Annotated in this window: 29 protein-coding genes; 4 read left to right on the top strand and 25 right to left on the bottom strand. The window is 59.9% G+C overall.

The window, feature by feature from the left end:
• Positions 1 to 47 precede the first annotated feature (47 nt).
• From tilS to ybgC, 9 genes are all read right to left on the bottom strand, one after another.
• Positions 48 to 1370, bottom strand: a complete 1323-nt coding sequence (gene tilS / locus QA646_RS12350; protein WP_283055744.1) for a tRNA lysidine(34) synthetase TilS — start codon at positions 1368 to 1370, stop codon at positions 48 to 50.
• Between the two features lie 5 nt (positions 1371 to 1375).
• Complete coding sequence (gene ybgF / locus QA646_RS12355; protein ID WP_283055745.1) at positions 1376 to 2413, bottom strand: tol-pal system protein YbgF; 1038 nt, start codon at positions 2411 to 2413, stop codon at positions 1376 to 1378.
• A gap of 160 nt (positions 2414 to 2573) precedes the next feature.
• Positions 2574 to 3107: a peptidoglycan-associated lipoprotein Pal gene (gene pal / locus QA646_RS12360; protein ID WP_283055746.1), complete on the bottom strand. Its 534-nt coding sequence runs from the start codon at positions 3105 to 3107 to the stop codon at positions 2574 to 2576.
• 266 nt (positions 3108 to 3373) lie between these two features.
• Positions 3374 to 4678 carry a Tol-Pal system beta propeller repeat protein TolB gene (gene tolB, locus QA646_RS12365; RefSeq protein WP_283055747.1) on the bottom strand — a complete coding sequence of 435 codons (1305 nt, stop codon included), beginning with the start codon at positions 4676 to 4678 and terminating at the stop codon, positions 3374 to 3376.
• Between the two features lie 20 nt (positions 4679 to 4698).
• Positions 4699 to 5121, bottom strand: coding sequence for a hypothetical protein (locus QA646_RS12370; RefSeq protein ID WP_283055748.1), 423 nt, complete (start codon positions 5119 to 5121; stop codon positions 4699 to 4701).
• Positions 5121 to 6434, bottom strand: a complete 1314-nt coding sequence (locus QA646_RS12375) for a hypothetical protein (RefSeq protein ID WP_283055749.1) — start codon at positions 6432 to 6434, stop codon at positions 5121 to 5123. The genes QA646_RS12370 and QA646_RS12375 overlap by 1 nt, the downstream gene beginning before the upstream one ends.
• Positions 6435 to 6443: 9 nt before the next feature.
• On the bottom strand, positions 6444 to 6902 hold the full coding sequence (gene tolR, locus QA646_RS12380; protein ID WP_283055750.1) for a protein TolR: 459 nt from the start codon (positions 6900 to 6902) through the stop codon (positions 6444 to 6446).
• Positions 6903 to 6929: 27 nt separating this feature from the next.
• Positions 6930 to 7652: a protein TolQ gene (gene tolQ, locus QA646_RS12385; protein WP_283055751.1), complete on the bottom strand. Its 723-nt coding sequence runs from the start codon at positions 7650 to 7652 to the stop codon at positions 6930 to 6932.
• A gap of 425 nt (positions 7653 to 8077) precedes the next feature.
• Positions 8078 to 8533, bottom strand: coding sequence for a tol-pal system-associated acyl-CoA thioesterase (ybgC, locus tag QA646_RS12390; RefSeq protein WP_283055752.1), 456 nt, complete (start codon positions 8531 to 8533; stop codon positions 8078 to 8080).
• Positions 8534 to 8670: 137 nt separating this feature from the next.
• On the opposite strand from ybgC, the gene QA646_RS12395 reads away from it, so the two are divergent.
• Genes QA646_RS12395 through QA646_RS12405 form a run of 3 tightly spaced genes read left to right on the top strand, consistent with a single transcriptional unit; the run spans position 8671 to position 11677 of the window.
• Entirely contained in the window at positions 8671 to 9891 is a 1221-nt protein-coding gene (locus QA646_RS12395; RefSeq protein ID WP_283055753.1) for an NAD-dependent epimerase/dehydratase family protein, read from the top strand.
• Between the two features lie 14 nt (positions 9892 to 9905).
• Positions 9906 to 10754 carry a glycosyltransferase gene (locus QA646_RS12400; RefSeq protein WP_283055754.1) on the top strand — a complete coding sequence of 283 codons (849 nt, stop codon included), beginning with the start codon at positions 9906 to 9908 and terminating at the stop codon, positions 10752 to 10754.
• A complete protein-coding gene (locus QA646_RS12405; protein WP_283055755.1) occupies positions 10751 to 11677 on the top strand; it encodes an NAD(P)-dependent oxidoreductase in 927 nt (308 codons plus the stop codon). Before QA646_RS12400 ends, QA646_RS12405 begins: the two co-directional genes overlap by 4 nt.
• On the opposite strand, the gene QA646_RS12410 is transcribed toward QA646_RS12405, so the two are convergent.
• From QA646_RS12410 to ruvC, 10 genes are all read right to left on the bottom strand, one after another.
• A complete protein-coding gene (locus QA646_RS12410; RefSeq protein WP_283055756.1) occupies positions 11646 to 12209 on the bottom strand; it encodes a DinB family protein in 564 nt (187 codons plus the stop codon). The two genes, QA646_RS12405 and QA646_RS12410, sit on opposite strands and share 32 nt — an antisense overlap.
• 15 nt (positions 12210 to 12224) lie before the next feature.
• A complete protein-coding gene (locus QA646_RS12415) occupies positions 12225 to 12734 on the bottom strand; it encodes an NUDIX hydrolase (RefSeq protein WP_283055757.1) in 510 nt (169 codons plus the stop codon).
• Between the two features lie 4 nt (positions 12735 to 12738).
• Positions 12739 to 13641 (bottom strand): metallophosphoesterase, encoded by a 903-nt coding sequence (locus QA646_RS12420; RefSeq protein WP_283055758.1) that lies wholly within the window; start codon positions 13639 to 13641, stop codon positions 12739 to 12741.
• Complete coding sequence (ruvB, locus tag QA646_RS12425; RefSeq protein ID WP_107109103.1) at positions 13638 to 14681, bottom strand: Holliday junction branch migration DNA helicase RuvB; 1044 nt, start codon at positions 14679 to 14681, stop codon at positions 13638 to 13640. Before ruvB ends, QA646_RS12420 begins: the two co-directional genes overlap by 4 nt.
• On the bottom strand, positions 14678 to 15076 hold the full coding sequence (locus QA646_RS12430) for a PIN domain-containing protein (RefSeq protein WP_283055759.1): 399 nt from the start codon (positions 15074 to 15076) through the stop codon (positions 14678 to 14680). The genes ruvB and QA646_RS12430 overlap by 4 nt, the downstream gene beginning before the upstream one ends.
• On the bottom strand, positions 15073 to 15333 hold the full coding sequence (locus tag QA646_RS12435) for a type II toxin-antitoxin system PrlF family antitoxin (RefSeq protein ID WP_283055760.1): 261 nt from the start codon (positions 15331 to 15333) through the stop codon (positions 15073 to 15075). The genes QA646_RS12430 and QA646_RS12435 overlap by 4 nt, the downstream gene beginning before the upstream one ends.
• A 55-nt stretch (positions 15334 to 15388) precedes the next feature.
• Complete coding sequence (gene ruvA / locus QA646_RS12440) at positions 15389 to 16003, bottom strand: Holliday junction branch migration protein RuvA (protein WP_283055761.1); 615 nt, start codon at positions 16001 to 16003, stop codon at positions 15389 to 15391.
• Positions 16004 to 16015: 12 nt separating this feature from the next.
• Positions 16016 to 16429 (bottom strand): type II toxin-antitoxin system VapC family toxin, encoded by a 414-nt coding sequence (locus QA646_RS12445; RefSeq protein ID WP_283055762.1) that lies wholly within the window; start codon positions 16427 to 16429, stop codon positions 16016 to 16018.
• Between the two features lie 2 nt (positions 16430 to 16431).
• Positions 16432 to 16683 (bottom strand): AbrB/MazE/SpoVT family DNA-binding domain-containing protein, encoded by a 252-nt coding sequence (locus tag QA646_RS12450; RefSeq protein ID WP_283055763.1) that lies wholly within the window; start codon positions 16681 to 16683, stop codon positions 16432 to 16434.
• A 62-nt stretch (positions 16684 to 16745) separates the two neighbouring features.
• A complete protein-coding gene (gene ruvC / locus QA646_RS12455; protein WP_283055764.1) occupies positions 16746 to 17258 on the bottom strand; it encodes a crossover junction endodeoxyribonuclease RuvC in 513 nt (170 codons plus the stop codon).
• Between the two features lie 194 nt (positions 17259 to 17452).
• Here ruvC and QA646_RS12460 point away from each other — a divergent pair, with 194 nt between their 5' ends.
• Positions 17453 to 18451: an LLM class flavin-dependent oxidoreductase gene (locus tag QA646_RS12460; RefSeq protein ID WP_283055765.1), complete on the top strand. Its 999-nt coding sequence runs from the start codon at positions 17453 to 17455 to the stop codon at positions 18449 to 18451.
• A gap of 205 nt (positions 18452 to 18656) precedes the next feature.
• Here the strand turns inward: QA646_RS12460 and QA646_RS12465 are convergent, their stop codons facing one another.
• From QA646_RS12465 to QA646_RS12490, 6 genes are all read right to left on the bottom strand, one after another.
• The gene (locus QA646_RS12465) at positions 18657 to 19403 is read right to left on the bottom strand and encodes a YebC/PmpR family DNA-binding transcriptional regulator (RefSeq protein ID WP_283055766.1); all 747 of its coding nucleotides are present in this window, start codon (positions 19401 to 19403) and stop codon (positions 18657 to 18659) included.
• A 172-nt stretch (positions 19404 to 19575) separates the two neighbouring features.
• Positions 19576 to 20418 (bottom strand): MBL fold metallo-hydrolase, encoded by an 843-nt coding sequence (locus tag QA646_RS12470; RefSeq protein ID WP_283055767.1) that lies wholly within the window; start codon positions 20416 to 20418, stop codon positions 19576 to 19578.
• 125 nt (positions 20419 to 20543) lie between these two features.
• Positions 20544 to 21368: a TIGR00282 family metallophosphoesterase gene (locus QA646_RS12475; RefSeq protein ID WP_283055768.1), complete on the bottom strand. Its 825-nt coding sequence runs from the start codon at positions 21366 to 21368 to the stop codon at positions 20544 to 20546.
• Between the two features lie 3 nt (positions 21369 to 21371).
• Positions 21372 to 21959 (bottom strand): 5-formyltetrahydrofolate cyclo-ligase, encoded by a 588-nt coding sequence (locus QA646_RS12480; RefSeq protein ID WP_283055769.1) that lies wholly within the window; start codon positions 21957 to 21959, stop codon positions 21372 to 21374.
• 104 nt (positions 21960 to 22063) lie between these two features.
• On the bottom strand, positions 22064 to 22684 hold the full coding sequence (locus QA646_RS12485) for an HAD-IA family hydrolase (protein WP_283058859.1): 621 nt from the start codon (positions 22682 to 22684) through the stop codon (positions 22064 to 22066).
• A 256-nt stretch (positions 22685 to 22940) separates the two neighbouring features.
• Positions 22941 to 24299: an AcvB/VirJ family lysyl-phosphatidylglycerol hydrolase gene (locus QA646_RS12490; RefSeq protein ID WP_283058860.1), complete on the bottom strand. Its 1359-nt coding sequence runs from the start codon at positions 24297 to 24299 to the stop codon at positions 22941 to 22943.
• Positions 24300 to 24323 lie beyond the last annotated feature (24 nt).

The following is a 24323-nucleotide window of genomic DNA, read 5'->3' on the forward strand; positions in this document are numbered from 1 at the left end:
TTGCCAAGGCAAACCGCATCGCCACATGTTTTTTCCGTCAATAACCCTCAAAGTGGCGGCCGCGCATAGGGTTCACGGCCAAAGCAGGCCGACAACCGATCCGCAAATGTGAGATCGAATCGTGTCAAAAAGCGGTCGAAAGGCGCAAGATACGGCACAATCGCGGCAGACGCGGCGTTTTCGCCGTCGCCGCTGATGACCAGCGGCAGCACCGCCCGCGCACGCTGCACGGCACCTTTCGGCAAACCCTCCGGAAATTCCGCAGCACCTCTCGCGCCCGCTGCTTCGATACGGACGGCGGTCGTGCCGCGATTAATGATCTGAAAGCGGCCATCCCATATGCCAGCCGCTCCTGATGCAAGCTCAAGCGGCCGGATATCACGGTTTTCGCGCATGAGATAAAGCCCGTCGCGGCGCAGATCGAAAACAACCCCGCCCGCCGTGCGCCGCCCCGGCTTTCCCTCGCCGATGAAATCCAGGATGCGACGCATCCGTTCGCGGCCCGGCCCGTAGGGTTCACCGCCGAATACGGCCGTAAGATAAGGGAGCGCATAGGAGAGAACTGCCTCGTCAGCCGCCAGCGCATCGCGGCCGACGGCGCAAAGCACGCCCGCATAAACCATCACATATCTGTCCAGCCATGCAGCAGCTTCCGTCGAAAGTACCGCACGAGCCGCCCCGCCGTCAGATGCCAAAGGTGACGCGGCATCCTGCGCCAAGCGTTTGCGCGTGCGCACGCGCTCATAGCGAACATCCTCATTGCTGGGATCATCCAGCCAGGACATGCCCCGCCGGGCGAGATAGGTCCGAATATCCGCCCGCCAGCAGGCGAGAAACGGCCTGACGATCCAAAGACGCCGATTGAATAGCATGGCGTCGGCGATGCCGGTGCCGCCAACGCTTTCAGTCTCGTTCGAACGTGCAGCGCGCATGGCCAAGGTCTCGCGCTGGTCATCAAGCGTGTGGGCGGTAACGACAAGGGTGGCAGAGATTTCGGCGGCGATATCGGCAAGCAGCCCATAACGCGCCTCGCGCGCAGCCGCCATGATACCGCTCTTCGGCTTTTCGCCCTCCCAGCGGCGAATAATATGGGGTACGCCAAGCGAAACGCAGAGGGCGGCAACATCGCGCGCTTCATCGGCAGACTCCGGCCGCAAACCATGATCGATCGTGGCGGCGGAAAGGGCGATGTCTGAATTCGGGTAAGATTTCAGCTGCTCGGCTAAAGCAGCCAGGAGGCCGGTCGAATCGCTGCCGCCGGAAATGGCGACCAGAATATGGGCGGGCTTGAAAAGGGAATGAATAAAATCGGCCGCTGCGGCGTCTGGCATTTGGGCTGTGGCAGCACCAGTCACAGCTTCACCCGACATCTCGATCAGCAGGCAAGACGCTTTTGTTCGCTAGCTACTTTGGTGGTAACGGCCTTCGAAGCCTTCGGATAACGCTTGGTCACTTCGCGCAGCGTCGCACAAGCCGTATCCTTGTTGTCCAGCGCGGCGAGCGACATGCCAAGCTTCAGCAGCATTTCCGGCGCCTTTTCCGAGGTGCTGTATTTCTGATGCGCGTTCAGGAAAGTCTTGGCCGCATCATTGTATTTGCCCTGCGAATAAAGTGCTTCGCCAAGCCAGAAGTTGGCATCGGCTGCGCGGGAGCTGTTCGGGTAGCTGTCGATATATTGGCGGAACTCCTGTTCGGCGACGCTGTAGTCGCCGGACAGGACGTGGCCGTAGGCCGATTTGTACTGATCGCCTTCGTTGCCGAGCGAGGCCGTCTGCGTTCCGGAGCCGGCAGCAGGTGCCGCGCCCGAACCGTTGTTGGCGCGCGTTGCCGTCGAGCCAACCTGCTTGCCGTTCTGATCGAATTGGATCGAGCCAAGCTGGCTCGGCGGCTTGCCGGAACCGCCGCCCTGTTGCGCGGTATTCGGCGTGTCGCCGCCTTGCGAATCGCTGATGACGCCGGCAATGTCGTCCTGCTGCTGACCGCCGCCGCCCTGCGCCGGGACATCGGCCTCACTCTTCTTCATCGAGCCGCCGCTGCTGGTGCCGGCTGCGCCGCCAGTGCCTCCGCCGCCACGCTTTTCAAGCTGCTGGAAGCGGAATTCATTGTCTTCCTGCGTCTTGCGGATCTGTTCCTGCATCTGCAGCAACTGATAGCTCATTTCTTCGACGCGGCCGTTCAACTGGCGCATCTGGTCCTCAAGCTGCTGCAAGCGGACTTCAGCATCGCTGTTTTGAACGTTGATGACCGGTGCCTGCCCGAATTGCCTCTGGGGAGCGGCATTGTTCGGAACGGCCTGTTCCGATGCACTGCGACCGCCCAAATGAAGTCCGAACAGATTTAAGGCAGACGCGTCACGCTCGCTGCCAGCGACGGCGGCGAGACAAAGCAAGCTCGCCACGACAAGTTTTCTCATATGGATCATCCTGCCCATTGATTCTTCGCACCCCAGGGCGCGAACAGGAGATTTTTACAATTAATCTCAAAAAGCAACGGAGTTCGGCCAAAGTGTGGTCAAAAAAGTAAAGGCGGCCACGGGGACCGCCTTTGTGCATTTGGACCTGAATTTCGGCCTATCAGGAACCAGCGCCGTTGAGCACGGTGACGGCGCGGCGGTTCTGCGACCAGCAGGAAATATCGTCGCAGGTGGCGACCGGGCGTTCCTTGCCGTAGGAGATCGTCTTCATGCGCTGAGCCGGAACACCGCGCGAAGCGAGATAGTCCTTGGTAGCGGCAGCACGGCGGGCGCCGAGAGCGAGGTTGTATTCGCGCGTACCGCGCTCGTCGGCATGGCCTTCGACGGTGATTGCATAGTTCGGATAACGGGCGAGCCACTGAGCCTGACGATCGAGCGTCTGGGCGGCATCGGCGCGGATCGACGAGCTGTCGGTATCGAAGAAGATGCGATCGCCAACATTGACCGTGAAATCCTGCGGCGAGCCCGGAGCGGCATTGCCGGCGCCATTGAGGCCAAGACCGTTGGCATCGTTCGGCAAGCCCTTTTTAGAAGCGCAGCCAGCCAATGAAAGGCCGACGAAAAGTGCGATCATGATCGGGTTGCGGGCGAGGTTTTGCATGTGGCCAACGGCCGGGTTTGCGATGCGGCTCATGGCCGGTCTCTCCTTACGTCTCTATCAGGGTTGCCAGACTGTAACCGGGTTCGGTTAATCCGATGCCAACAAATATGGTTAATGATGTCCTAAACTTGTCCCGAAATGGTCCACTCACAGGACTTTGCGGCGACAAAGTGACGCTTGAGCGGATCAGCGAATTTTCGAGCCACCGCCCGCTCAAGCTGTTCTTTGCATGATCTTGTCCCAAACAGCTTCGCGCCTTTCGCGGCCCGAAGGTCGATCACGATCATGCCTGACCCGCCCTACTCGAGGAGCGGCGACCAGGCCGGGTCTGAGGCGAAGCCCGGGGTCGGGATCTTCTGTTCGTTGTAACCCGTCAGGTCGATCGAATAGAGCTGCGGTCCGCTGGAACCCTGCGGTTCGCGGAAGAACATGATGACGCGGCCATTCGGCGCCCAGGTCGGACCTTCATTATGGAAGCCCGTGGTCAGCAGACGCTCGCCCGAACCGTCCGGCTTCATGACGCCGATGGAGAACGACTGGCCGGACTGCTTGGTGAAGGCAATAAGATCGCCGCGCGGCGACCAGACCGGCGTCGAATAGGCGCCGTCGCCGAAGGAAATGCGGTGCTGGTTAGAACCATCCGCATTCATCACATAGATCTGCTGCTTGCCGCCGCGGTCGCTTTCGAAGGCGATCTGCGTGCCGTCAGGCGAATAGGACGGCGACGTATCGATGGCGGCCGTCGACGTCAGGCGGGTCGTCGTGCGCGAACGCAGATCCATCGTATAGATGTTGGCATTGCCTTCCTGCTGCAGGCTCATGATCACCCGCTGGCCATCCGGCGAGAAGCGCGGCGAAAAGGTCATGCCGGGAAAATTGCCGACCAGCTCGCGCTGGCCCGTCTGCAGTTGCAGCAGATAGACGCGGGGCTGCTGGTTGGCGAAGGACATGTAGGTCACTTCCTGCCGGTTCGGCGAGAAGCGCGGCGTCAGCACGAGGTCGCTGCCATCAGTCAGCATGCGGGCATTGAAGCCGTCTTGGTCCATGATGCCGAGCTGCGTCTTGCGGGCCGTCTTCGGGCCGCTTTCGGCGACGAACACGACGCGGGTGTCGAAATAGCCCTTCTCGCCCGTGATCTTCTCATAGATCGCGTCGGCGATGATGTGGGCGACCCGGCGCCAGTTGTCCGGCTGCGCATAGAACTGCTGGCCGACCATCTGCTGGTTGCCATAGGTGTCCCACAGGCGGAACTCGGCGCGTAGGCGGCCGCCCTCCTGCGTCACCCGGCCGGTCACCAGCGCCTGAGCGTTGATTGCGGTCCAATCCTGGAAGCGCGGTGTCGAATCGGGATTGCTGATCTTCTCGATAAAGGCCTGCTTGTTGATCGGTGCGAACAGGCCGGACCGCTGCAGGTCGGCAGCGATGACGCCGGAGACCTGGGCACCGAGGCCATCATTCGACAGAAGGTCGGTGATGGCGATTGGCATCGGCTGGACGTTGCCCTTGTTGATGTTGATCTCGACCACAGCATAGGCCGGAGTGGCGAGGGCTGCCGTCAGGCCTGCCAGCACCAGCAGGAGACGAACGAGGGATTTTCTAATCATATGTGCCAAGCCTTTCAGCATTAAAGCGCCATGTCGCCCGGTGCGAAGTTCAGTATGACTTCGACCGCGCTAGTTTCATTGTCGAATTGAGCCCGCGGCAAATTCTTGAAAGGCGCCGCCCTGAGGAGTGCGCGCACAGCGCTTGCCGCAGCAGCGATCTGCGTCTCTTTGGGACCGCCCCTTGTCGTGACGTATGGCTCGCCCGTGATCTGCCCAGTGCGATCGAGCCTGAGGCGAATTTGGACATGGACATTCTTCATGCCAGGCAGCCCCGGCGTGATATTCCAATTCTCCGCCACTTTTGCGCGAATGCCATCCGCAGCCGCGTGCTCAAGCGGACGCGCGCCGGCGGCATTCGCAGGCTGAGCTGACACCGAACCTGCCAGCATGATCCCAAGAGCCACAAGCAAGCTCAGGCCGAAACGGGGACAATAGTTCGTCATCACATCCCCAGATCCGCTGCACTGAAGTTCACGACGACTTCCTGCCAGGTGTCATATTTATCGGGCGGCAGGATCTTCAGGTAGTCCGACTGTGCCCGCTGCACGGCACGCACAGCGGCGCTCTGCATTGCCGATTGCGTCGACGCCGGCCCGCCACTCGTCGTCGCCTCCGGTTCGCCGACGATCTGCCCAGACTTGTCGAGCCTGAAATGCACCTTGATCCGGACGTCGCTTGCACCTTCGAGGCCAGGCATCAGGTTCCAGTATTTGGCAATCAGATCGCGCAAGCCGTCCTGCTCGCTCTGGCTGAGCTTGCCTCCGCCAAGCGACTTCATGCCACCGCGCGAGGTGACCTGGGTATCGGCGCCGGCGGAAGCCTGTTTGGAGGAACGCGCCGCACCGCCCTTTGACGATGTATTGTTCAGAACGTTTGCGATCTGATCAGCAAGGCCGTCGTCCAGCCCCTTGTTGGAGCCTTTGGCAGTCTCGCGCTTCTTGTCACTGTCCTTCTGGCCGTCATCGGTCGAGGTATTCTTGCTCGTGCTCTGCGTCGTCGTTTTGTCCGTGGGCTTCGCCGTCGGCTTGGCGTCCGCCACTTGTTGCGGCTTCGTAACGGGCTTCGGCTCCGGTTTTGGGTCGGGCTTCGTCTCCGCGGTCTTCGGCGGCTGCACTGGCTGCGGCTTCACATCGGGAACGGGAACTTTGTCCGCCGGTGGCTGTGCAGCCTGCTCGGTCGGATTTTCGGTTACCGGCTTCGGATCAGCCTTTTGCGGAGTGGGAGTTGGCGTGGGTGTTGGGGTCGGAGCAGGCGTGAGCTCGGCCTTCTGCGGCGTCGGTTCCGTCTTCGGCGGCGGGGGCGTTGGCGTTGGAGTGGGCGTCACGTCCGGCTTCTGCTGCGGAATGGCGGCCACTTCCTTTGGCGCCGCTTCAGTATCCTGCTGCTCGATCGTCTTGACGTCGTTCGGTCGCGGATCGTTTTGCGGGACAGGCGTATCCACCTTCTTCGGTGCTAATGCCGCTGTGTCGCTCTCTGGCCGTTGGGTCGGCACGACGGGGTTCTTGATATCGACGTTGTTCTCGCCGACGTTCTGAGCATTGGCAACCTGATCTTGCTTCGTCGTCTGCTTCCGTGCGACGTGATCCGTAACCGGCGCTTTCTTCTCGCCCTGCTGCATTTGATCGGCAGGGACGATATCGACGTCCATCGCCGTGCTTTCCGGCGTCTCCAGAGGCGCAGGCGCACTCAGCGTCAACATGGCGCCGATCAGCACCAAGATGTGAATGACCGCAGATGTGGCGATGCTACGCTTCATGGCGATCCGTCAGTGATCCGTTATCTGCTGCGTAACCAGGCCGATATTCTTGTAACCAGCCTCCTGAATGCGCGACATGACGTCGGCGATGACGCCATAAGGCGCTTTCCCGTCGCCACGTACGAAAATACGTTCATTATAGCCGGTGGTGGCGATCGCCTGTAGCTTGGCGGCAATCTCGGCCACGTCGATCTGCGTTTCCTGCAGGAAGACCTGGCCGTCCTGCTTGATGGAAATGGTGATCGGCTGGGTCTGGGCATTCAAGGCGCCGGCCTGCGTTTGCGGCAGGTCGATCGGAACACCTGATGTCATCATCGGCGCGGCCACCATGAAGATGATCAGCAGCACGAGCATGACGTCGACCAGCGGCGTCACGTTGATATCGGCGATAGGGCCGCCCCGGCTACCGCCGCGACGCCCGCCCCGGCGGCCACCGCCGCCACCTTTGCCTCCAACAGACATTGCCATGTGATTTACTCCGGTTCCGTCAGCGACTTATTGCGCTGCCTGGCGCGGCTGCAGCTTCTCATCGATCTGGCGCGACAGGATGGCGGAGAATTCGTCCGCAAAACCTTCCATGCGCGCCGACAGCTTGCCGGCATCGGCCGAGAACTTGTTGTAGGCGATAACCGCCGGGATAGCGGCGACGAGGCCGATCGCGGTCGCGAGCAAGGCTTCTGCGATACCGGGAGCAACGACCGCGAGGTTGGTCGACTTCGAACCGGCGATCGCCTGGAACGAGGTCATGATACCGACGACGGTGCCGAACAGGCCGATGAACGGACCGGCGGAGCCGATGGTCGCAAGCGATCCGAGGCGGGCGACCAGATGTTCCGATTCACGCGCCAGCGTGACGTCCATGGCGCGATCGATACGCATCTGCAGGCCGATCGGCGAACGCGCTCCGCGCTCGAAGGACTTCTTCCATTCGCGCATGGCGGCAACGAAGATGGCACTCAGCCCCGTATTGGTACGCTCCGAAAGCGTGCGATAGAGCTCCTCGAGCGACTGTCCCGACCAGAAGACCTGTTCGAAATGATCGAACTGCCGGCGTGCCCGAGCGTAGCTCAGATATTTGTCGATGACGATCGCCCAGGTCCATACAGATGCCGCGAGCAGTCCGAGCATCACGAGCTTGACCACAAAGCCCGCCTGCATGAAAAGCGACCAGAGAGTGATGTCCGGTGTGGTGGCCGCTGCCAATGCTACTTGTTCCATTGATCCAAAATCCCCGAATCCAAACGCCCGGCGCTAGACCGGGCGGCTAAAAGTGATCTCACAAGAAATGTTTGGCAGCCGCCGCTGAACGCCCTGGTCAAAGCCTTCCAAGCTTACAACTGCCTTCTTGCCGTCAAATTTGGTCAAAGGAAGGCGTGCTCCGCACAAACTCCGACAAGGGCAGTAAGACACTATTATGGTTAAAAGAATGTTAGCGTCGGAGCATGAAAGATTGGACGGTGACGAACCTTATTCTGTCTCCTGGAAGGGACGGACCGGCGAAACCGGCGGCAGGCACAAAACAAATCTTGCGCGCGGAAATTCTTTCACACAAAAGTCAAGTTTTAGCAAGGAGCCTTTTTCGGGCCGCGACATTGCCGCGCACGGCCGCCTGCCAACCGCAAACCGCCTATGTCGTAGTGACGCTAAACCGCAGGCTCTGACGCCACCAGCATCTGTGCGGCCAGCTTTTCCGGTAACCGTCGCGGTTTTCCCTTGGCGTTGATCACGGCGATAATGACCTTGGCCGCGATCAGCAACGTCTCGCCGCGGCGGATTTCCTGGGAAAGCACCATCTTGGCGCCGCCCGCCTTCTCCGTCGCCGTGCGAATCACCAGCAGGTCGTCCATGCGTGCCGGTCCCCTGAAGTCGATCTCCATGCGGTGAACGACGAAAACCAGGCCTTCCTCATCGGCATGCAGCAGCTCGCGCTGTTCCACGCCGAGGCAGCGCAAATAGTCGGTGCGGCCGCGTTCGAGGAAGTGGAGGTAGCGCGCATGATAGACGAGGCCGGAAAAATCCGTATCCTCGTAATAGACTCGCTGCACCAGCCGGTGGCCACCGGCTTCCAGTTCCCCGGCAATCAGAAAGGGGCTGTTCATCGTCGCCGCATCTCCAAAAAATCTGGGGACCCTCTTTGGCCGAAGTTCTGCCATCAAGCAAGCTTTGAACGATTGTCATAAATACTGACTATCCGGAATGGTGCCGGATAGCGGTCGACGCAGAAGGAAATGATCTCATGAAAATAGCGGTTATGGGCGGCGACGGTTTTATTGGTTGGCCAACCTCGCTGCATCTCTCCGACGCCGGTCATGAGATCCATATTCTCGACAATCTCTCCCGCCGCTGGATCGACACGGAACTCGGCGTGCAATCGCTGACACCCATGGATTCGATCCAGGAACGCACCCGCATCTGGCACGCCGAAACCGGCCGCCGCATCCATTTCAACCTCATCGATCTCGCCAAGGATTATGAGCTTTTGAAGAAGTGGCTCGCCGAGCATCGCCCGGACGCGATCGTGCACTTCGCCGAGCAGCGCGCCGCGCCCTATTCGATGAAGAGCGACCGCCACAAGAACTACACGGTCAACAACAACGTCAGCGCCACCCATAATCTCCTGAATGCGCTGGTGGAGCTCAATCTCGACGCCCATCTTGTCCATCTCGGCACCATGGGCGTCTACGGCTATTCCACGGTCGGCGCTGCCATTCCGGAAGGCTACCTGCCCGTAGGCATCGAGACTGCCGATGGCCGGACGGTCAACCAGGATATTCTCTATCCGGCCAATCCGGGCTCGATCTACCATATGACCAAGTGCCTGGATCAGCTTCTCTTCCAGTTCTACGCCAAGAACGACGGCCTCAGGATCACCGATCTGCATCAGGGCATCGTCTGGGGCACGCATACGGAACAGACGCGCCGCCACGAGCAGATCATCAACCGTTTCGATTATGACGGCGATTACGGCACGGTGCTTAACCGCTTCCTCATCCAGGCGGCGATCGGCTATCCCTTGACCGTGCACGGCACCGGCGGCCAGACCCGCGCCTTCATCCACATCCAGGATTCCGTGCGCTGCATCGAGCTGGCGCTGAAGAACCCGCCGCCGCGCAATGCCCGCGTCGAGATCTTCAACCAGATGACGGAGACGCATCGGGTCCGCGACCTCGCCGAGATGATCGCCAAGTTGAGCGGTGCGGAAATCGTCTATCTGCCCAACCCGCGCAAGGAAGCCGCCGAAAACGACCTGATCGTCAAGAACGACAAGTTCCTCGATCTCGGCCTGGCGCCGATCACCCTGCAAGCGGGTCTTTTGAGCGAAATCGTCGATGTCGCCAGGAAATACGCCTATCGCGTCGATCGCTCGCGCGTCCCGGCCGTTTCCGCCTGGACCAAGGATCTCGCGGCGACGGTCAACCACGATCCTGAAGGCAAACGATTGAAATCGGTCTCATGATGTTCGGAAGCGAAATGCTGCAAGGAGTGCGGCCACGCTCCAGCCCGCGGGCGCGGCAAGCCTTTGTCACGCTCGTCACCAATGCCGATTACGCCATGGGCGCAAAGGCGTTGATGCATTCGATTTCTTGCACCCATACCAGAGCGGATATGGTCGTACTGCACACGGCAGGCGTCGACGAACGCGATCTAGCGCCGCTGGAGGGGCTCGGCTGCCGGCTGGTGGACGTGGAGCATCTGCCGCTTTCCGATGAATTCAATGAGCGGCACGCACGCGGCAATCTCCACGCCAGTGCCCCCTTCACCAAGGGCCGCAAGCCGTCCTTCCACTCGCCGCTCGACAATTTCTGCAAGCTCAGACTCTGGCAGCTCATCGACTACGATACCTGCGTCTTCATCGATGCGGATGCGCTGGTGCTGAAGAATATCGATAAGCTCTTCGACTATCCGGAATTTTCCGCCGCACCCAATGTTTATGAAAGCCTGGCAGATTTTCACCGAATGAATTCCGGCGTCTTCGTCGCCAAGCCTTCGCTTGCGACCTTCAAGGACATGCTGAAACTGCTCGATCGTCCCGGCATTTTCTGGCGGCGCACCGACCAGACCTTTCTCGAGACATACTTTCCGGATTGGCACGGCCTGCCGGTCTTCATGAACATGCTGCAATATGTATGGTTCACCATGCCCGCGCTTTGGGACTGGAAGGGCATTTCGATCCTGCACTATCAATATGAAAAGCCTTGGGAGCAGAATCATCCGAAGGCTGATCAACTGAAGCCGCTGATCGATTTGTGGCACCATTTCCATGCCGGTCGCGAGGTGCCCGACATAGCCGCATTCGCCAATCCGAAAGCAGCGGCATGAAAGTACTGGTCTCGGGCGGAACAGGTCTCGTCGGTCGTTATATCGTCGAGGAACTGCTTGCCGCCGGATACCGAGTTGCCGTTGGCGGCCGCAACGCGCCGGAACCCGGCTTCTTTTCGCAGCCCGTCGCCTTCGTGCCACTTCACCTCGATCCTTCAGAAGACCAAAGCAACGTCTTCGACGATGCATATTTTTTCGTGCACGCGGCCTTTGCGCATGTCCCCGGCAAATATCGCGGCGGCGAAGGCGATAATCCCGAAAGCTTTTGCCGGCTCAACCAGGATGGCAGCATAAAGCTATTCGAAACGGCGAAACGCGCCGGCATCCGCCGTTGCATCTTTCTCTCCTCGCGCGCCGTCTATGGTGACCGGCTGGCTGGCGAGATGCTGACGGAGGACACGACCCCGACGCCGAACACACTCTACGGCGAAGTGAAGCGTGATGCCGAGCACGCCCTCTTCTCCCTGTCCGCTCCCGGCTTTGCTGCGGCAAGCCTAAGAGCGACAGGCGTCTACGGTGATCTCCGTCCGAACAAGTGGGATGATCTTTTTGCGGATTATCTTGCGGGAAAGCCGGTTCCCTCTCGCGCCGGAACCGAGGTCCACGGCCGCGATGTCGGCCGCGCCATCCGCCTGCTGCTGGAGACCGAGACCAGCCGCATCAACGGCGAGGCGTTCAACCTCTCGGATATTCTCACCGACACGCACCAGATCCTTGCGCATTTGCAGCGGGCAACCGGCTGTCCTCACCCTCCGCCGGCTCCCGCGCCACAAGGCGTCGTCAGCATGATGGATACGTCTAAAATCCATGCGCTCGGCTGGTGCGGCGGTGGCGCGGGATTGCTGGAAGAGACGATTGCGAGATTGGCAATGCCGCTGCGGCCTACGACCTTCAACGCATCAGCGTCGTCTCATCCCAGTTAAGCGCTGCCAATTCCTCACCTCGAAACCTGGCGTCGTCGGCAACGATGAATTCGTCCAACTGCGGCGGAGCAACGCTGCTGCCGGCAAGCATGGCATGCACTTGACCGCGATGATGGGTCTGGTGCTGGAAAAGATGGCTCAGCACATCCTCCGCACGTTCCCTCTGGATACGATTGTCGCGATGCAGATCGACCACCCGCACCAACCCCTCGGGGTTCAGGTGTTCACATAGAGCTACGAGCCGCCGATCGATTTTGCCTTGCTCAGCCGACAGTGCATCCAGCGTGTCGAACGACTCTTCGACATCGAAAGCCTTGAGACCGAGCGTGCCGCCTTCCAGCGCATCGACGTAAAACCAGTCGACGGTCAGGATGTGACTAAGCGTCGATTTGATCGACGGAAAGAAACTCACCCGCTCGGCCTCGAATTCGCCGGGCTGAAGGGCAGCACAGGCCCGATGCAATCGGATATTCGCTAACGCGTTGTTGTAAGCGAGCTTGCGAAATACGCGGATCGGATCGAAGCCGGACATGCTGCACTCCCTCCGCTACGCTTTGTCGAGATCACCATCCCGCCAAACCAGATGGCGCGCGGTCTGCGGCAGGCTTTCGATCTCGTCCGCTATGAAATAGGGCGGAATATCCAGCGCAACCAGCGCCTCCCGTGTAGCCGGTACCCATTTGAATTCGAGATGATTGTCACCATCCTTGAGGCGATGAACGATCTCCTCCGACCGGAATGGAAAACTCGGCGGAATATCCATCAGATAATAGAGCCCCAGCTCATGCCAATTGCGCCGCTCGTAGCGAAAGAAATTCTCTACCATCCAGAGCAGCCGGCCGACCACCACATCAACGCCCAGCTCTTCGATCATCTCCCGCCGTAACGTCTCCTCCGACGTCTCGCCGATTTCCGCTCGGCCGCCGGGAAAAGTCCAGAACGGTTCGTGCACAGCGCGATGAACGAGGACATGCCCCTCGCGAAAGCCGAGGCCCGCAATGCGCATCTGATATCGCTCGTGACCGGCGTTCAACCTGATGATCCTGCGTTTCAACATCGCCCTATCCCAGATCGATCACAACGATTTCCGGCGGTACGCCAACACGGACCGGCGCGACCGAACAGCCCAGACCACCGGAGACGATAATATGCCGATCCTCCTCGACGATATGGCCATGTATATACCGGTCGCCATAGCGCGAGGGCAGATAGGGCGACCAGCCGAAAACCCTAACCTGCCCGCCATGCGTATGGCCGGACAACGTCAGCGACACGCGCGACGGTACGGCCGGGAAGATATCGGGCTCGTGGGCGAGCAGGATGACAGGCGCTTCGTCATTCACCTGCGCCAGCGTGCCCTCAAGATCATCGAGCCCTTCTGTGAACTGACGCTTCCAGCGGACGCTCCGACGCAGGGCAAGCTGATCCTCAACACCCGCAAGCCAAAAGCCGTATCCATCTTTTTCCAAGCGAACTGATCGGTTGGAATAAACCGGAATTCCGGCATCGGCCAAGGCCTTGTGGCTGAATGTCGGACCATGTCCGTTTTTTTGCGCAGCCGCATCGTGCCACCAGTCATGATTGCCAACGATCGCATGTACGCCGAGTGGTGCCTTGAGGGCTGCCAACTCGCCCGCCCATACGCGATGATCGACACGGCCGGTTACGAAATCCGTTCCCGATGTATAGTCACCCAAGAGAACGATGATATCGCCACCGAGATCGTTGGCCCGGGCGCAGATAGACGCGATGCGATCGGCCGTCATCCAAGGCCTGCACGCATGGAAATCGGCAAGCGCCACGATCCTCAATTTCAGCCCCGGCGTCCAGCCTGGGGGAGTCAACTGGTAACGAGCTGTATTCAGACGCACCACGGGTTCGTATCCAAACGCATAGCCGCCAAGTGCCAGCAACCCGACGATGCTGCCGCCGAAAAGCTTCAGGAAACCTCGGCGGTCGATCACTCGCCTTCCTCCTGGAACAGCCTGAACTGCGCTGCTTCCAGGTCCTTCGGCGGCTGCATTCCAAGATGCCGCCAGGCGATCGCCGTCAGCACGCGGCCGCGCGGCGTGCGCTGAATGAAACCCTGCTGGATCATGTAGGGCTCGATGATATCCTCAATCGCGTCGCGCGGTTCGGAGAGGCCTGCGGCGATGGTTTCGATGCCGACGGGGCCACCGCCAAAATTCACGGCGATCATGTTGAGATAGCGCTTGTCGAGCTGATCGAAACCGACATTGTCGACCAAGAGCCGCGTCAACGCTTCGTCAGCGATCTCGCGGGTTACAGCTTCGGCCTTCGCCACTTCGGCAAAGTCACGCACCCGGCGCAGCAGACGGCCGGCGATGCGCGGCGTGCCACGGGCGCGCCTGGCAATCTCACGCGCGCCTTCTTCAGTCATGCCGAGCCCCATCAGCCGCGCCCCGCGCCGGACGATCAGCTCCAACTCCTCGACGGTATAGAAGCTCAGGCGTACCGGAATGCCGAAACGATCGCGCAGCGGCGTCGTCAGCAGGCCTAGTCGCGTCGTGGCGGCGACCAGCGTGAACTTGGCCAAATCGATCTTCACCGACCGCGCCGCCGGGCCTTCGCCGATGATCAAGTCAAGCTGGAAATCCTCCATCGCCGGATAGAGGATTTCTTCCACGGCCGGATTGAGGCGATGGATTTCGTCGATGAAGAGCACATCGCGCTCTTCGAGATTGGTCAGAAGTGCAGCAAGATCGCCGGCCTTGGCGATAACCGGCCCGGATGTCGAGCGGAAATTGACGCCGAGCTCCTTCGCCATGATCTGCGCCAGCGTCGTTTTACCGAGACCCGGCGGACCAACGAACAGCACGTGGTCCAACGCCTCCCCGCGTCCCTTCGCGGCCTCGATGAACACCTTGAGATTGGCGCGTGCCTCCGCCTGGCCGGTGAACTCGTCCAGCGACTGCGGCCTCAGCGTCACATCCAGGTCTTCGCCCCGCTTTTCCGGCGATATCAGGCGTGCGGCTTCGCTCATGTCAGAAGTTCCATTCCGGGTATGCGTTTCGCGGCTTTTTCATCGAAGGTCATTGTCAGATTGCAGCCGGCATTGCGATTGCGCAAGGCGATGAGCGTATCGGCGAATTCGACTTCTGAAGACGCCATAATGCCCAGCACTTCTTCAACCAAAAGCTCGTCCTCCAGCAGGATATCTTCGGCTTCTAGCAAATCCGAAATACCCTCCATAATTTTCGATCGCGGCAGTTTCGTTTTTCGGCGTAAAAACCAGGCAAACTCCATCAATGTGATGCAATTGATGTAGCCTGGGCCGATTTCAGGAAGGCGTGCAAATAGTTTCGTCACCTTCTCATTCTGCGAAGGATCATCCTGAAGGAAGAAACGGATCAGGATATTGGTGTCGACTCCGATCATTCCTTACCCAAAACATGCTCAACAATAGCATCGCCGATGACATCATCCATCTCTTCGATCGTAATCGGAGCACGCTGCGGATCATAGAATTTTCCAGCAAGATCGATGGCTCGCTTGTTTTTTGCTTTCATGATGATCTCGCCGTTGCGATGAACGTAACGGATCTTGTCGCCGGGCTTCAATTTCAGAATTTCCCTGACTTCCGCCGGCACTGTTGTCTGCCCCTTCGATGTCATCGTTCCATAAAACACGGTCATGGGTCAATCTCCTTACAATTGAAGAATAGTAAGGAGCAATGGAAAATGCAAGGAATCACCGCGCCAGCTCTTTCAATCCCAGCCGGATCAGCTTGGCGCTATCAGCTCCATCTCCGGCCGATTTCATCGCAGCCGCGACCGCGTTCGCGGCCTGGTCCCGGGAATAGCCTAGATTGGTGAGCGCAGAAACCGCATCGGCGACCGGAGCGGAAGCGACGCCCTCGCCCAATTCCTGCTTGAGGCCGATATTGATCGCCTCGCCCGCAAAAGCCGGCGCCTTGTTCTTCAGCTCGGTGACGATGCGCATTGCCACCTTCGGTCCGACGCCCGGTGCCCGCGACACGGCGCTGCGATCCTGTAGCGCGATGGCGTTGGCAAGTTCCGCCGGCGTCAGCGTCGACAAAAGCGCCAGCGCCACCTTCGCGCCAATGCCCTGCACGGTCTGCAGAAGATTGAACCACTCCCGCTCAAGCACCGTCATAAAACCGAAAAGCCGGATCTGGTCCTCGCGGACATAGGTCTCGATGAAGAGAACACAGGCTTCACCGACGGAGCCGAGCTTCGACAGCGTGCGTGCCGAGCAATAGGCGACGTAGCACACGCCATGCACATCCACGAGCGCATAGTCCTCGCCGATCTCTTCGATAGTGCCTTTCAACTTGCCGATCATGAATGATGTCCGTCAGGGATGGGTTTCGGGAGTGATGAGGTCAAGCGAAGGAAAGTAGGAACGGTAGCCCTTGGGATCTCGCGTCAGTATGGAATAACCACGCACGGCAGCATGCGCGCCGATCAAAAAATCAGGAAGAATGCGCTCTCTGCCCCCGCCCGCCTGACGATAAACCCTGAAAGCCGCGGCCGCGGCGAATGCTGCCGACCAAGGCAGGCTTTCGCGGCGAAATTCACTTTGGGGCAACAGCTCATCAACGCGGTCCATGCTGCTGTAACGCACCGAGAATTCCGCGTAGATGATGGGATTGATAACAACCGGCCCTTGCTTGAAAGCGGAAAATACCTGCCCGCTGGACCAAGCATGCCAAGCCGAGCCAGGTATGGCCAGGTCAACCAGCACATTCGTATCGATGATCGTGACCATGACTACCGGTCACGCGTCATCGACATCAGCGCTTCGGCATCGATATCCTGATCGCCAGTCCCTTCCAAGCGTTTGAGGGTGGCCATGAACCGATCGAGCCGCTGCCGATCCTCAATGTCGCGCTTACCATACTTAGGCGCAACAACCAGCCTCCCATCCTCGATGGAAAATATGACTTCGCTGTTGAGCTCTATGCCGGCCAATTCGCGCAGGTCGCGCGGGATGGTCACCTGCCCTTTGGATGTCACGCGCATTCTTGCTCTCCAGATCCTTGCAGTAAGAATTATCATTACCACCAGAACAAGTCAAGAACAGACTACCCCGCCAATGCCGCCTGACGCATCCGGCTGGCACCGCGATTGTGGGCATGGCAGATGGCGATGGCGAGTGCGTCCGCGGCGTCGTTGCCTTTGAACTCCACTTTCGGCATCAAGATCTTCAGCATCATATGGATCTGCTGCTTCTCGCCATGGCCCACGCCGATCACCGCCTTCTTGACGGCGTTCGGCGCATATTCGGCCACCTGCAGCCCGGCACGCGCCGGCACCAGCATGGCGATACCGCGCGCCTGACCGAGCTTCAGCGTCGCCACCGCATCCTTGTTGACGAAAGTCTGTTCGACAGCGGCTTCGTCCGGCTTGTAGCTGTGGACGATGTCGGCAAGCCCGTCGTGAAGCTGGCAGAGGCGCGACGCCAGATCCATCTCGCCATCCGATGTCACTGTGCCCGAGGCAACGAAACGCAGGGAATTGCCCAATGTGTCGATAACGCCCCAGCCGGTGCGGCGCAGGCCGGGATCGATGCCGATGATTCGAATCGTGTTCTGCATGCGTCAACCTATCTTTGAAGCAGCAGATGTGCCAGCAAAATGTGAACAAAACAAAAACAAACTCCCAACGCCATCGCTTTTCTGCAGCCGTGAAAGCACGCTCACGAAATTGCCGCGTGGGGTTTGGAATGGAATGTCTGCGCTCCTACATGGAGAGGATTGCTCTTCCCTTTTCACCACGCAGGTCTCTTGCCATGGTTCCCTTTTCCATTCTCGATCTTTCGCCCGTTGCCGAGGGCAGCACCGTCAGCCAATCCTTTGAAAGCTCGAAGCGCATGGCGCAGAAGGCGGAAGCCCTTGGCTACACCAGGTTCTGGCTGGCGGAGCACCACGGCATGCCCGGCATCGCCAGCGCCGCGACGGCCGTCGTGATCGGCCATGTCGGGGCAGCGACCTCGCGTATCCGTATCGGCTCGGGCGGCGTCATGCTGCCGAACCATTCGCCGCTGGTGATCGCGGAGCAATTCGGCACGCTGGAAGCCTTGTTCCCAGGTCGCGTCGATCTCGGTCTCGGCCGTGCGCCGGGCACGGACATGCGCACCGCACAGGCACTACGCCGCAATCTCGATGCCGGCGCCCAGAGCTTTCCCAATGATATTGTCGAGCTGCAGCAGCTGTTCAGCCCGGCCGACGAGAACCAATCGATCATTGCTGTGCCCGGCAACGGCGCCAAGGTGCCGATCTGGCTGCTCGGTTCGAGCCTCTACAGCGCCCATCTCGCCGCCATGCTTGGTCTGCCCTATGCCTTCGCCTCACATTTTGCGCCGGAAGCTTTGCTCGACGCGGTTGCCATCTATCGCGACCGCTTCACGCCGTCGGCAACGCTCGACAAGCCCTATGTGATGGTCGGCGTCATGGGATCGGCCGCGAATACGGACGAAGAGGCGCAATATCACTTCACTTCGGCACAACAGCAATTCGTCAACCTACGCCGCAATGTCCGCGGCCCCTTCCCTCGTCCTCGGAAGGATATGGACGATTTCTGGACGCCAATGGAAAAACTGAATGTCGAACACACGTTGCGCTACGCCGTCGTCGGCTCGCCCGCGACCGCCGAGGCGAAGCTCTCGCAGTTCATCAAGGATACGGAAGCGGACGAAGTGATCATCTCGATGCCGATTCACGACATCGAGGCGCGGCTGAGATCGGTGGAACTGTTCGCGCAACTGCCGTCGTTCAAGAAGGCGGCGTAAATACCTTCGCCCCAGTGGGGGTCCGAAGGGCGGGTTGAGACCTGTGGCTCACCCCCCGTAAAGTCGCGCGGCACGCGCGGATTGAGGGGGCGTTACCGGCAAATTACTTCATTTGCGAGCAGGATCAGAGCACCCTTACGGTGCGATGCCCCTCATCCGCCCCTTCGGGGCACCTTCTCCCCGCCGGGGGAGAAGGTAAAAACTATCAGGCCGAAAGTTTGGCCATGATCTCTTCGGAGACTTCGAAGTTCGAGTAGACGTTCTGCACGTCGTCATCGTCTTCCAGGCTGTCGATGAGCTTCATCAGCGACTGCGCCTTTTCTTCGTCGACCGGCACATTGTTCTGGGCGCGCCAGATCGCCTTGACGGTTTCCGCTTCGCCGAGCGTTGCTTCCAACGCCTTTGCGACTTCGTTCATCGCTTCGAAACCGCAGATGATGGTGTGGCCTTCTTCGTCGCTCTCGACATCGTCGGCGCCGGCTTCGATCGCGGCTTCCATCACCTTGTCGGCATCGCCGACCTCGGGCTTGTAGGTGATTTCACCGACATGGTCGAAGGAGAAAGAGACGGAACCGGTTTCGCCAAGCGCACCCCCGGCCTTGGTGAAGATCGAACGGACGTTCGAGGCGGTACGGTTGCGGTTATCGGTCAGCGCCTCGACGATGATCGCCGTGCCGCCGGGGCCGTAGCCTTCGTAGCGGACCGCATCGTAATTCTCGGTATCGGCGCCGGAAGCCTTCTTGATGGCGCGATCAATATTGTCCTTCGGCATCGACTGCGCCTTAGCGTTCTGAATCGCCAGACGCAGGCTCGCGTTCATGCTTGGGTCGGGCAGACCCATCTTGGCAGCAACGGTGATTTCGCGCGCCAGCTTGGAGAACATTTTCGACCGCACGGCATCCTGACGGCCCTTGCGGTGCATGATGTTTTTAAACTGTGAATGGCCAGCCATGGCACCCCTGTTCACGTCTTTTGTTGGGAATGGGCCGCCTTATAAGAGCGAAGTGCCTTTCGTTCAAGCAAAAAGCCCGTAAGCACGCTCGTAACGGGGCGCCCGGCAATGATATCCTCGGAAGTGTGCCCGGGCGGAGGGAGAAGGCCGCCCGGGCATCGTGCCGATCGGCTCAAAGCCCCTTCAGCACGTAAATCAGCGGCTTGCGCGGCAGAGTTTTCAACGAAACGGTGGTGCTTGCGGTCGGCGCATAGGCGATGTCGAAATCCGGACCGAACATAGCCAGGAATTGCTGTATCGGCGGGCCCCAACGGTGCATGGGCAGAATGAGCGACGAACGCAGGCGTTTCACAACCCGGCTCATGCTGTCCGCGCCCATGGTCAGACCACCATCGACCGGCACCATAACGATATCCAGCCGGCCGATTTCGGCGTATTGCTTATCGGTGAGCTCGAAATGCAGGTGGCCGAGATGGCCGATGCAAAGGCCGGCCACTTCGAAGATGAAGATCGAATTGCCGTTTGCTTCGACACCTCCCGAATAGGAGCGGATATCGGTCACGACATTGCGGATCAGCGTATCACCGACAGTCAAATTGATCTTCGCCGGCTCGCCAGGCGTATCGCTCCAGCCATGCAGCACATATTTGATCGCCGGGTCCGGCGTTAGCGTATAGTGGCTCGGATGCGCCTTGTTCATCGTCACGACATCAGGTGTATAGGGCGCTTGAAAAACGCCGCTGAAATCGGTCGCGATCGACACGCCGCCCGGCGTTTCGATGAAAAGAGTGGCATGACCAAGGAAAGTGATTTTTACATCGCCACCGACGGGATCATTGGCTGGCGTCGCGGCTGAACCGGCAAAGCTGACGAATGTCGCCTGCGGCAGCGACTGCGCGACCGCCTGACATTGGCTGAGATGCGGGCGGGAGGGCCTCTCTTGGGCGTCTGCGACACTCCACCCTGCCAAGACCAGCAGGAAGATCACAGCGAAGACGGGAAATCGCACCATCATGCCATCCCTTCAGCTCCACAGAGGTACGAAGGATGCGGTAGGACTTGAGGTACGTCCAGCGGCAATCCGATCGGATTGCTCACAATCGCGTCATCGCCGCCGGACGATCAGCGGCTGGATAATGTCTAGCGCCAGAATTCCGGAATGGTCTCCGCCAGGCGCGGTCCGATCCTGAGGGGGGCGATCTTTTCGGCAAGCCCCGTCGCATCCGATATCTCGACGCCAACACCGCAGAGGGTGGCCGGCCCGGAGGCCGCCTCGAAACGGCCCTTCGGCATCTTCGAGATGAAGCGGTTGAGCGGCTCTTCCTTATCCATCCCAAGCGACGAGTCGTAATCGCCGCACATGCCGGCATCCGACATATAGGCAGTGCCACCGTTCAGGATCTGCGCGTCCGCAGTCGGCACATGCGTATGCGTGCCAACGACGAAGCTGGCGCGGCCATCGACGAAATGGCCGAAACACTGCTTTTCGCTGGTCGCTTCCGCATGGAAATCGAACACGATGGCATCCGCCTGTTCCTTTAGCGGGCAGGCATCGAGGATCGCCTCCGCCGATTTGAACGGATCATCCAGTTCCGGGTGCATGAAGACGCGGCCCATGATATTGGCGACGAGCACGCGGGCGCCGTTACGGGCATAATAGATGCCGGAACCGCGGCCGGGCGTGCCGGCGGGATAATTGGCCGGGCGCAGGAACTGATCGTGGCGCTCGCAGAACACCACCGCTTCCTTCTGATCCCAGACGTGATTGCCCGTCGTCACCACATCGGCGCCGGCATTGATCGTTTCCAGAAAAATGTCCTCGGTGATGCCGAAGCCGCCGGCGGCGTTCTCGCCATTGACGATGACGAAGTCGAGCTTCAGATCGGAGATGAGGCCCGGCAGGCGGTCCCAAACCGCAACCCGTCCGGTCTTGCCGACCATGTCACCTAAAAATAGCAGCCGCATTTCCTATCCAATCTCTACGGAGACGAAATTGAGCCCGCTCTCGGTCAAAATCGCGTCCAGACGGACATCATGCGGCTCAGCCGGTACTGATGGCACTTCTTGGCAATCGAATGCAATGCCGATCAGCCGTGGATTCAACCCTTTTTGCTGCAGCCGATCGATGGCGCGGTCGTAATAGCCGGCGCCGTAGCCGATGCGATGGCCGGTGTTGTCGAAAGCCGAAAGCGGCACCAGCATGATCTGTGGGTCCAGCACCGCAGCCTCCGGCCCCGGCCCTGCTGTGCCAAAGCCGCTGGAAACAAGTGACGCACCCGGAACGAGCTCGCGAAAGACGATGGTTCGTTTGTCGAGAATGACCGGCACGCAAAGCCGTGCACCCCGCTCGCGCAGCCGCGCCATCAGTGGCCTTATATCCACCTCGGATCGGATCGGCAGGAAGCCGGACACGATCGTTCCAGGTTGAAGCTCGATCGCATCGCCGGCGTGGGCAAGCATCGCCAACCCCTTTTCGATGCGCTCGTCTGCGGGAATGGCGTCGCGCGCCGCCAGGCGCTCGTTGCGATATAGGGTTTTCAGCTCTTTGGGGGTCATCGGGCTTTCGTGGATCTCGACAATATCACGAAAACATAATGAGCTGGCGGCCCAATGCAATGCGTGAACGCGACATGCGGTGATTGCATGCTCGCCGGATGGCGTCAACCGTCCCGGCGCATCACCGAAATCAGACCGTCTCCATCGACATGCGCCCGAACATTCTCGTAGTTCAGCAGCGTCGGATGATTGGTATCGACCGGATGGGAATGCGTCGCCGTAATCACCATGACATCGGCGCCTGCGGCTTCGCCCGCCCTGATGCCGGCCATCACGTCTTCGAAAACCAGGCAATCGGACGGCCGCAGACCGAGGCGCTCGGCACCGAGGATGTAGCATTGTGGATCGGGCTTGCCGATCTTGACATCTTCGGCGGTGACGATGAAGCGAGGGACCGGGATGCCGGCGGCGGCAAGGCGCGCCTGGGCGAGCCGGTACGGCGAGGACGTGACGATCGCCCAGCGCTCCGGCGGCAGCGAGGCCAGGAATTCGATGGCGCCCGGAAGCGGCACCACACCTTCCACGTCGGCGATTTCCGCTTCCGTGATCAACAGCGATTCCGCCACCGGATCGACGCCCGGCAGATTGAGCCGGCCGATCGTATCGACGCCGCGCGCACCGTGCATGGTCGGCATGAATGCGGCGACATCCAGCCCCTTGCCGCGTGCCCAATCGCCCCAGACGCGTTCGGCGGCAGCGATCGAATTGATGATCGTGCCGTCCATATCGAACAGGAATCCGGAATAGCTTTTATCGAAGGCGAAAGACGGTGCGGCGGACAAGGTTTAGTCCCTTTCGGTTTGGCGGATCAGTCGGCGAGCCAGTGCTCACTCACGATATCTTTGCTCCGACTAGCGATAGCGGCGGCAAGAAGCAAATGAATGCTGGGCGGGAGGCGGGAAAACTGGCTCACCGAACTCTGGCATATCCATCATGACGGTAGGATGCGCGACCGGACAGACCGTCACGCGTATCGGTGCATCATTCGCCGAGCCGGCTCTTCAGGCCGTCGATGATATGATTGGCGAGCGCCTCGTAGTCGTCATCGAAATGGTGGCCACCGTCCATGGCGATGACTTCGGCGCCCGTACCCTTCAGCGAAGGGCAGGCGACATCCTCGTCGTCGTCCTTGCCGTAGATGCATTGAACCGTCTTCGGATTGATCGATTTTAGGTCGCTGAGGGGGTCGCCGCCCTTGCCTTCGCTCTCGGCGCCGAGCCAACCCATGACGGAGATCACATAGTCGACCTTGCGCGACAGTGACAGCAGCGACATCTGCACGATCTTGTCCTTGTCCGGCTGCTTCAGCCGGTTATAACTTGCCGGCAGCACGTCGGCGCCGAAGGAATAGCCGATCAGTACCACATGCTTCACCTTGAAGCGCTTGGTGTAGTACTCGATGATGCGGCCGAGATCGTCGGCGGTCTGCTGCGGATCGCGCTCCGACCAGAAATAGTGCAGCGAATCGACACCGACGACAGGGATGCCCTGATCCTGCAGATAGCTGCCGACCTCCTTGTCGATATCGCGCCAGCCGCCGTCGCCGGAATAGACGATCGCCAGCGTATCTTCCGTTGGCTTGGTGTTCATGACATCCAGCGGCAGACCGAGCGGCGATTTTTCGCTGTCGATCGTCTTCATCAGATCCACCAGCCCGTCGCTCAGCGCCGCATAGGCATCATCCTGGTCGGAATCGGTGACTTGGACATCGGGATGCTCTTTCTGGATCTCTTCGATATGATCGCGTCCATCCTTGGGAGCCTTCGAGGTGAAGGTCGCAAGGATCGGGTTTGGCAGCGCACCGTCCTGCAGGCCGAAGGACACTATGTCGCCGTCGGTCTTTTTTTCGGCCGGCGTACAAAGCTCCTGCTTCAGCGCGATGCCGAAGGTCGGATCGACAGCGAGCGTTCCGGCCACGGTGGCGTCAGGGGTCTGCGCGGCGATAGTCATCGCCATGGCGCCGCCGGCGCCGACACCGGCGATGACAGGCAATTCATAGGTGCTGTCCGCAAAGGAACGCTGCACTTGCTGGCTCAGCGACTCCAGATCGGAGACCATGTAGATGCAACCGTCGTTCTGGCTGACATCATATTTGTTGAGCGACGCCAGGAAGGACGGGTAATCGATGCCGATGACCAGAGTGCCATTGGCGACGAGCTTGTCGGCGACGCCTTTTTCCTTGTCGCCCCAGCCGCCAGCGTCGGAGATCAGAACGACCTCGCTCGTCACCTTGCCCTGTGGCCGCATGATATGCGGCGGCGAGATCATGCCGAGATCGTATTTGGTGTCGTCCGCCTCCGCTCTCGCCGCGCCTGATGCCAGCAGGCCTGTTGTCAACATGAATGCGAAAGCCAATGACGTTGC

Source organism: Rhizobium sp. CB3090 (genome assembly GCF_029714285.1).
In the GTDB taxonomy this organism is placed as follows: Bacteria; Pseudomonadota; Alphaproteobacteria; order Rhizobiales; family Rhizobiaceae; genus Rhizobium.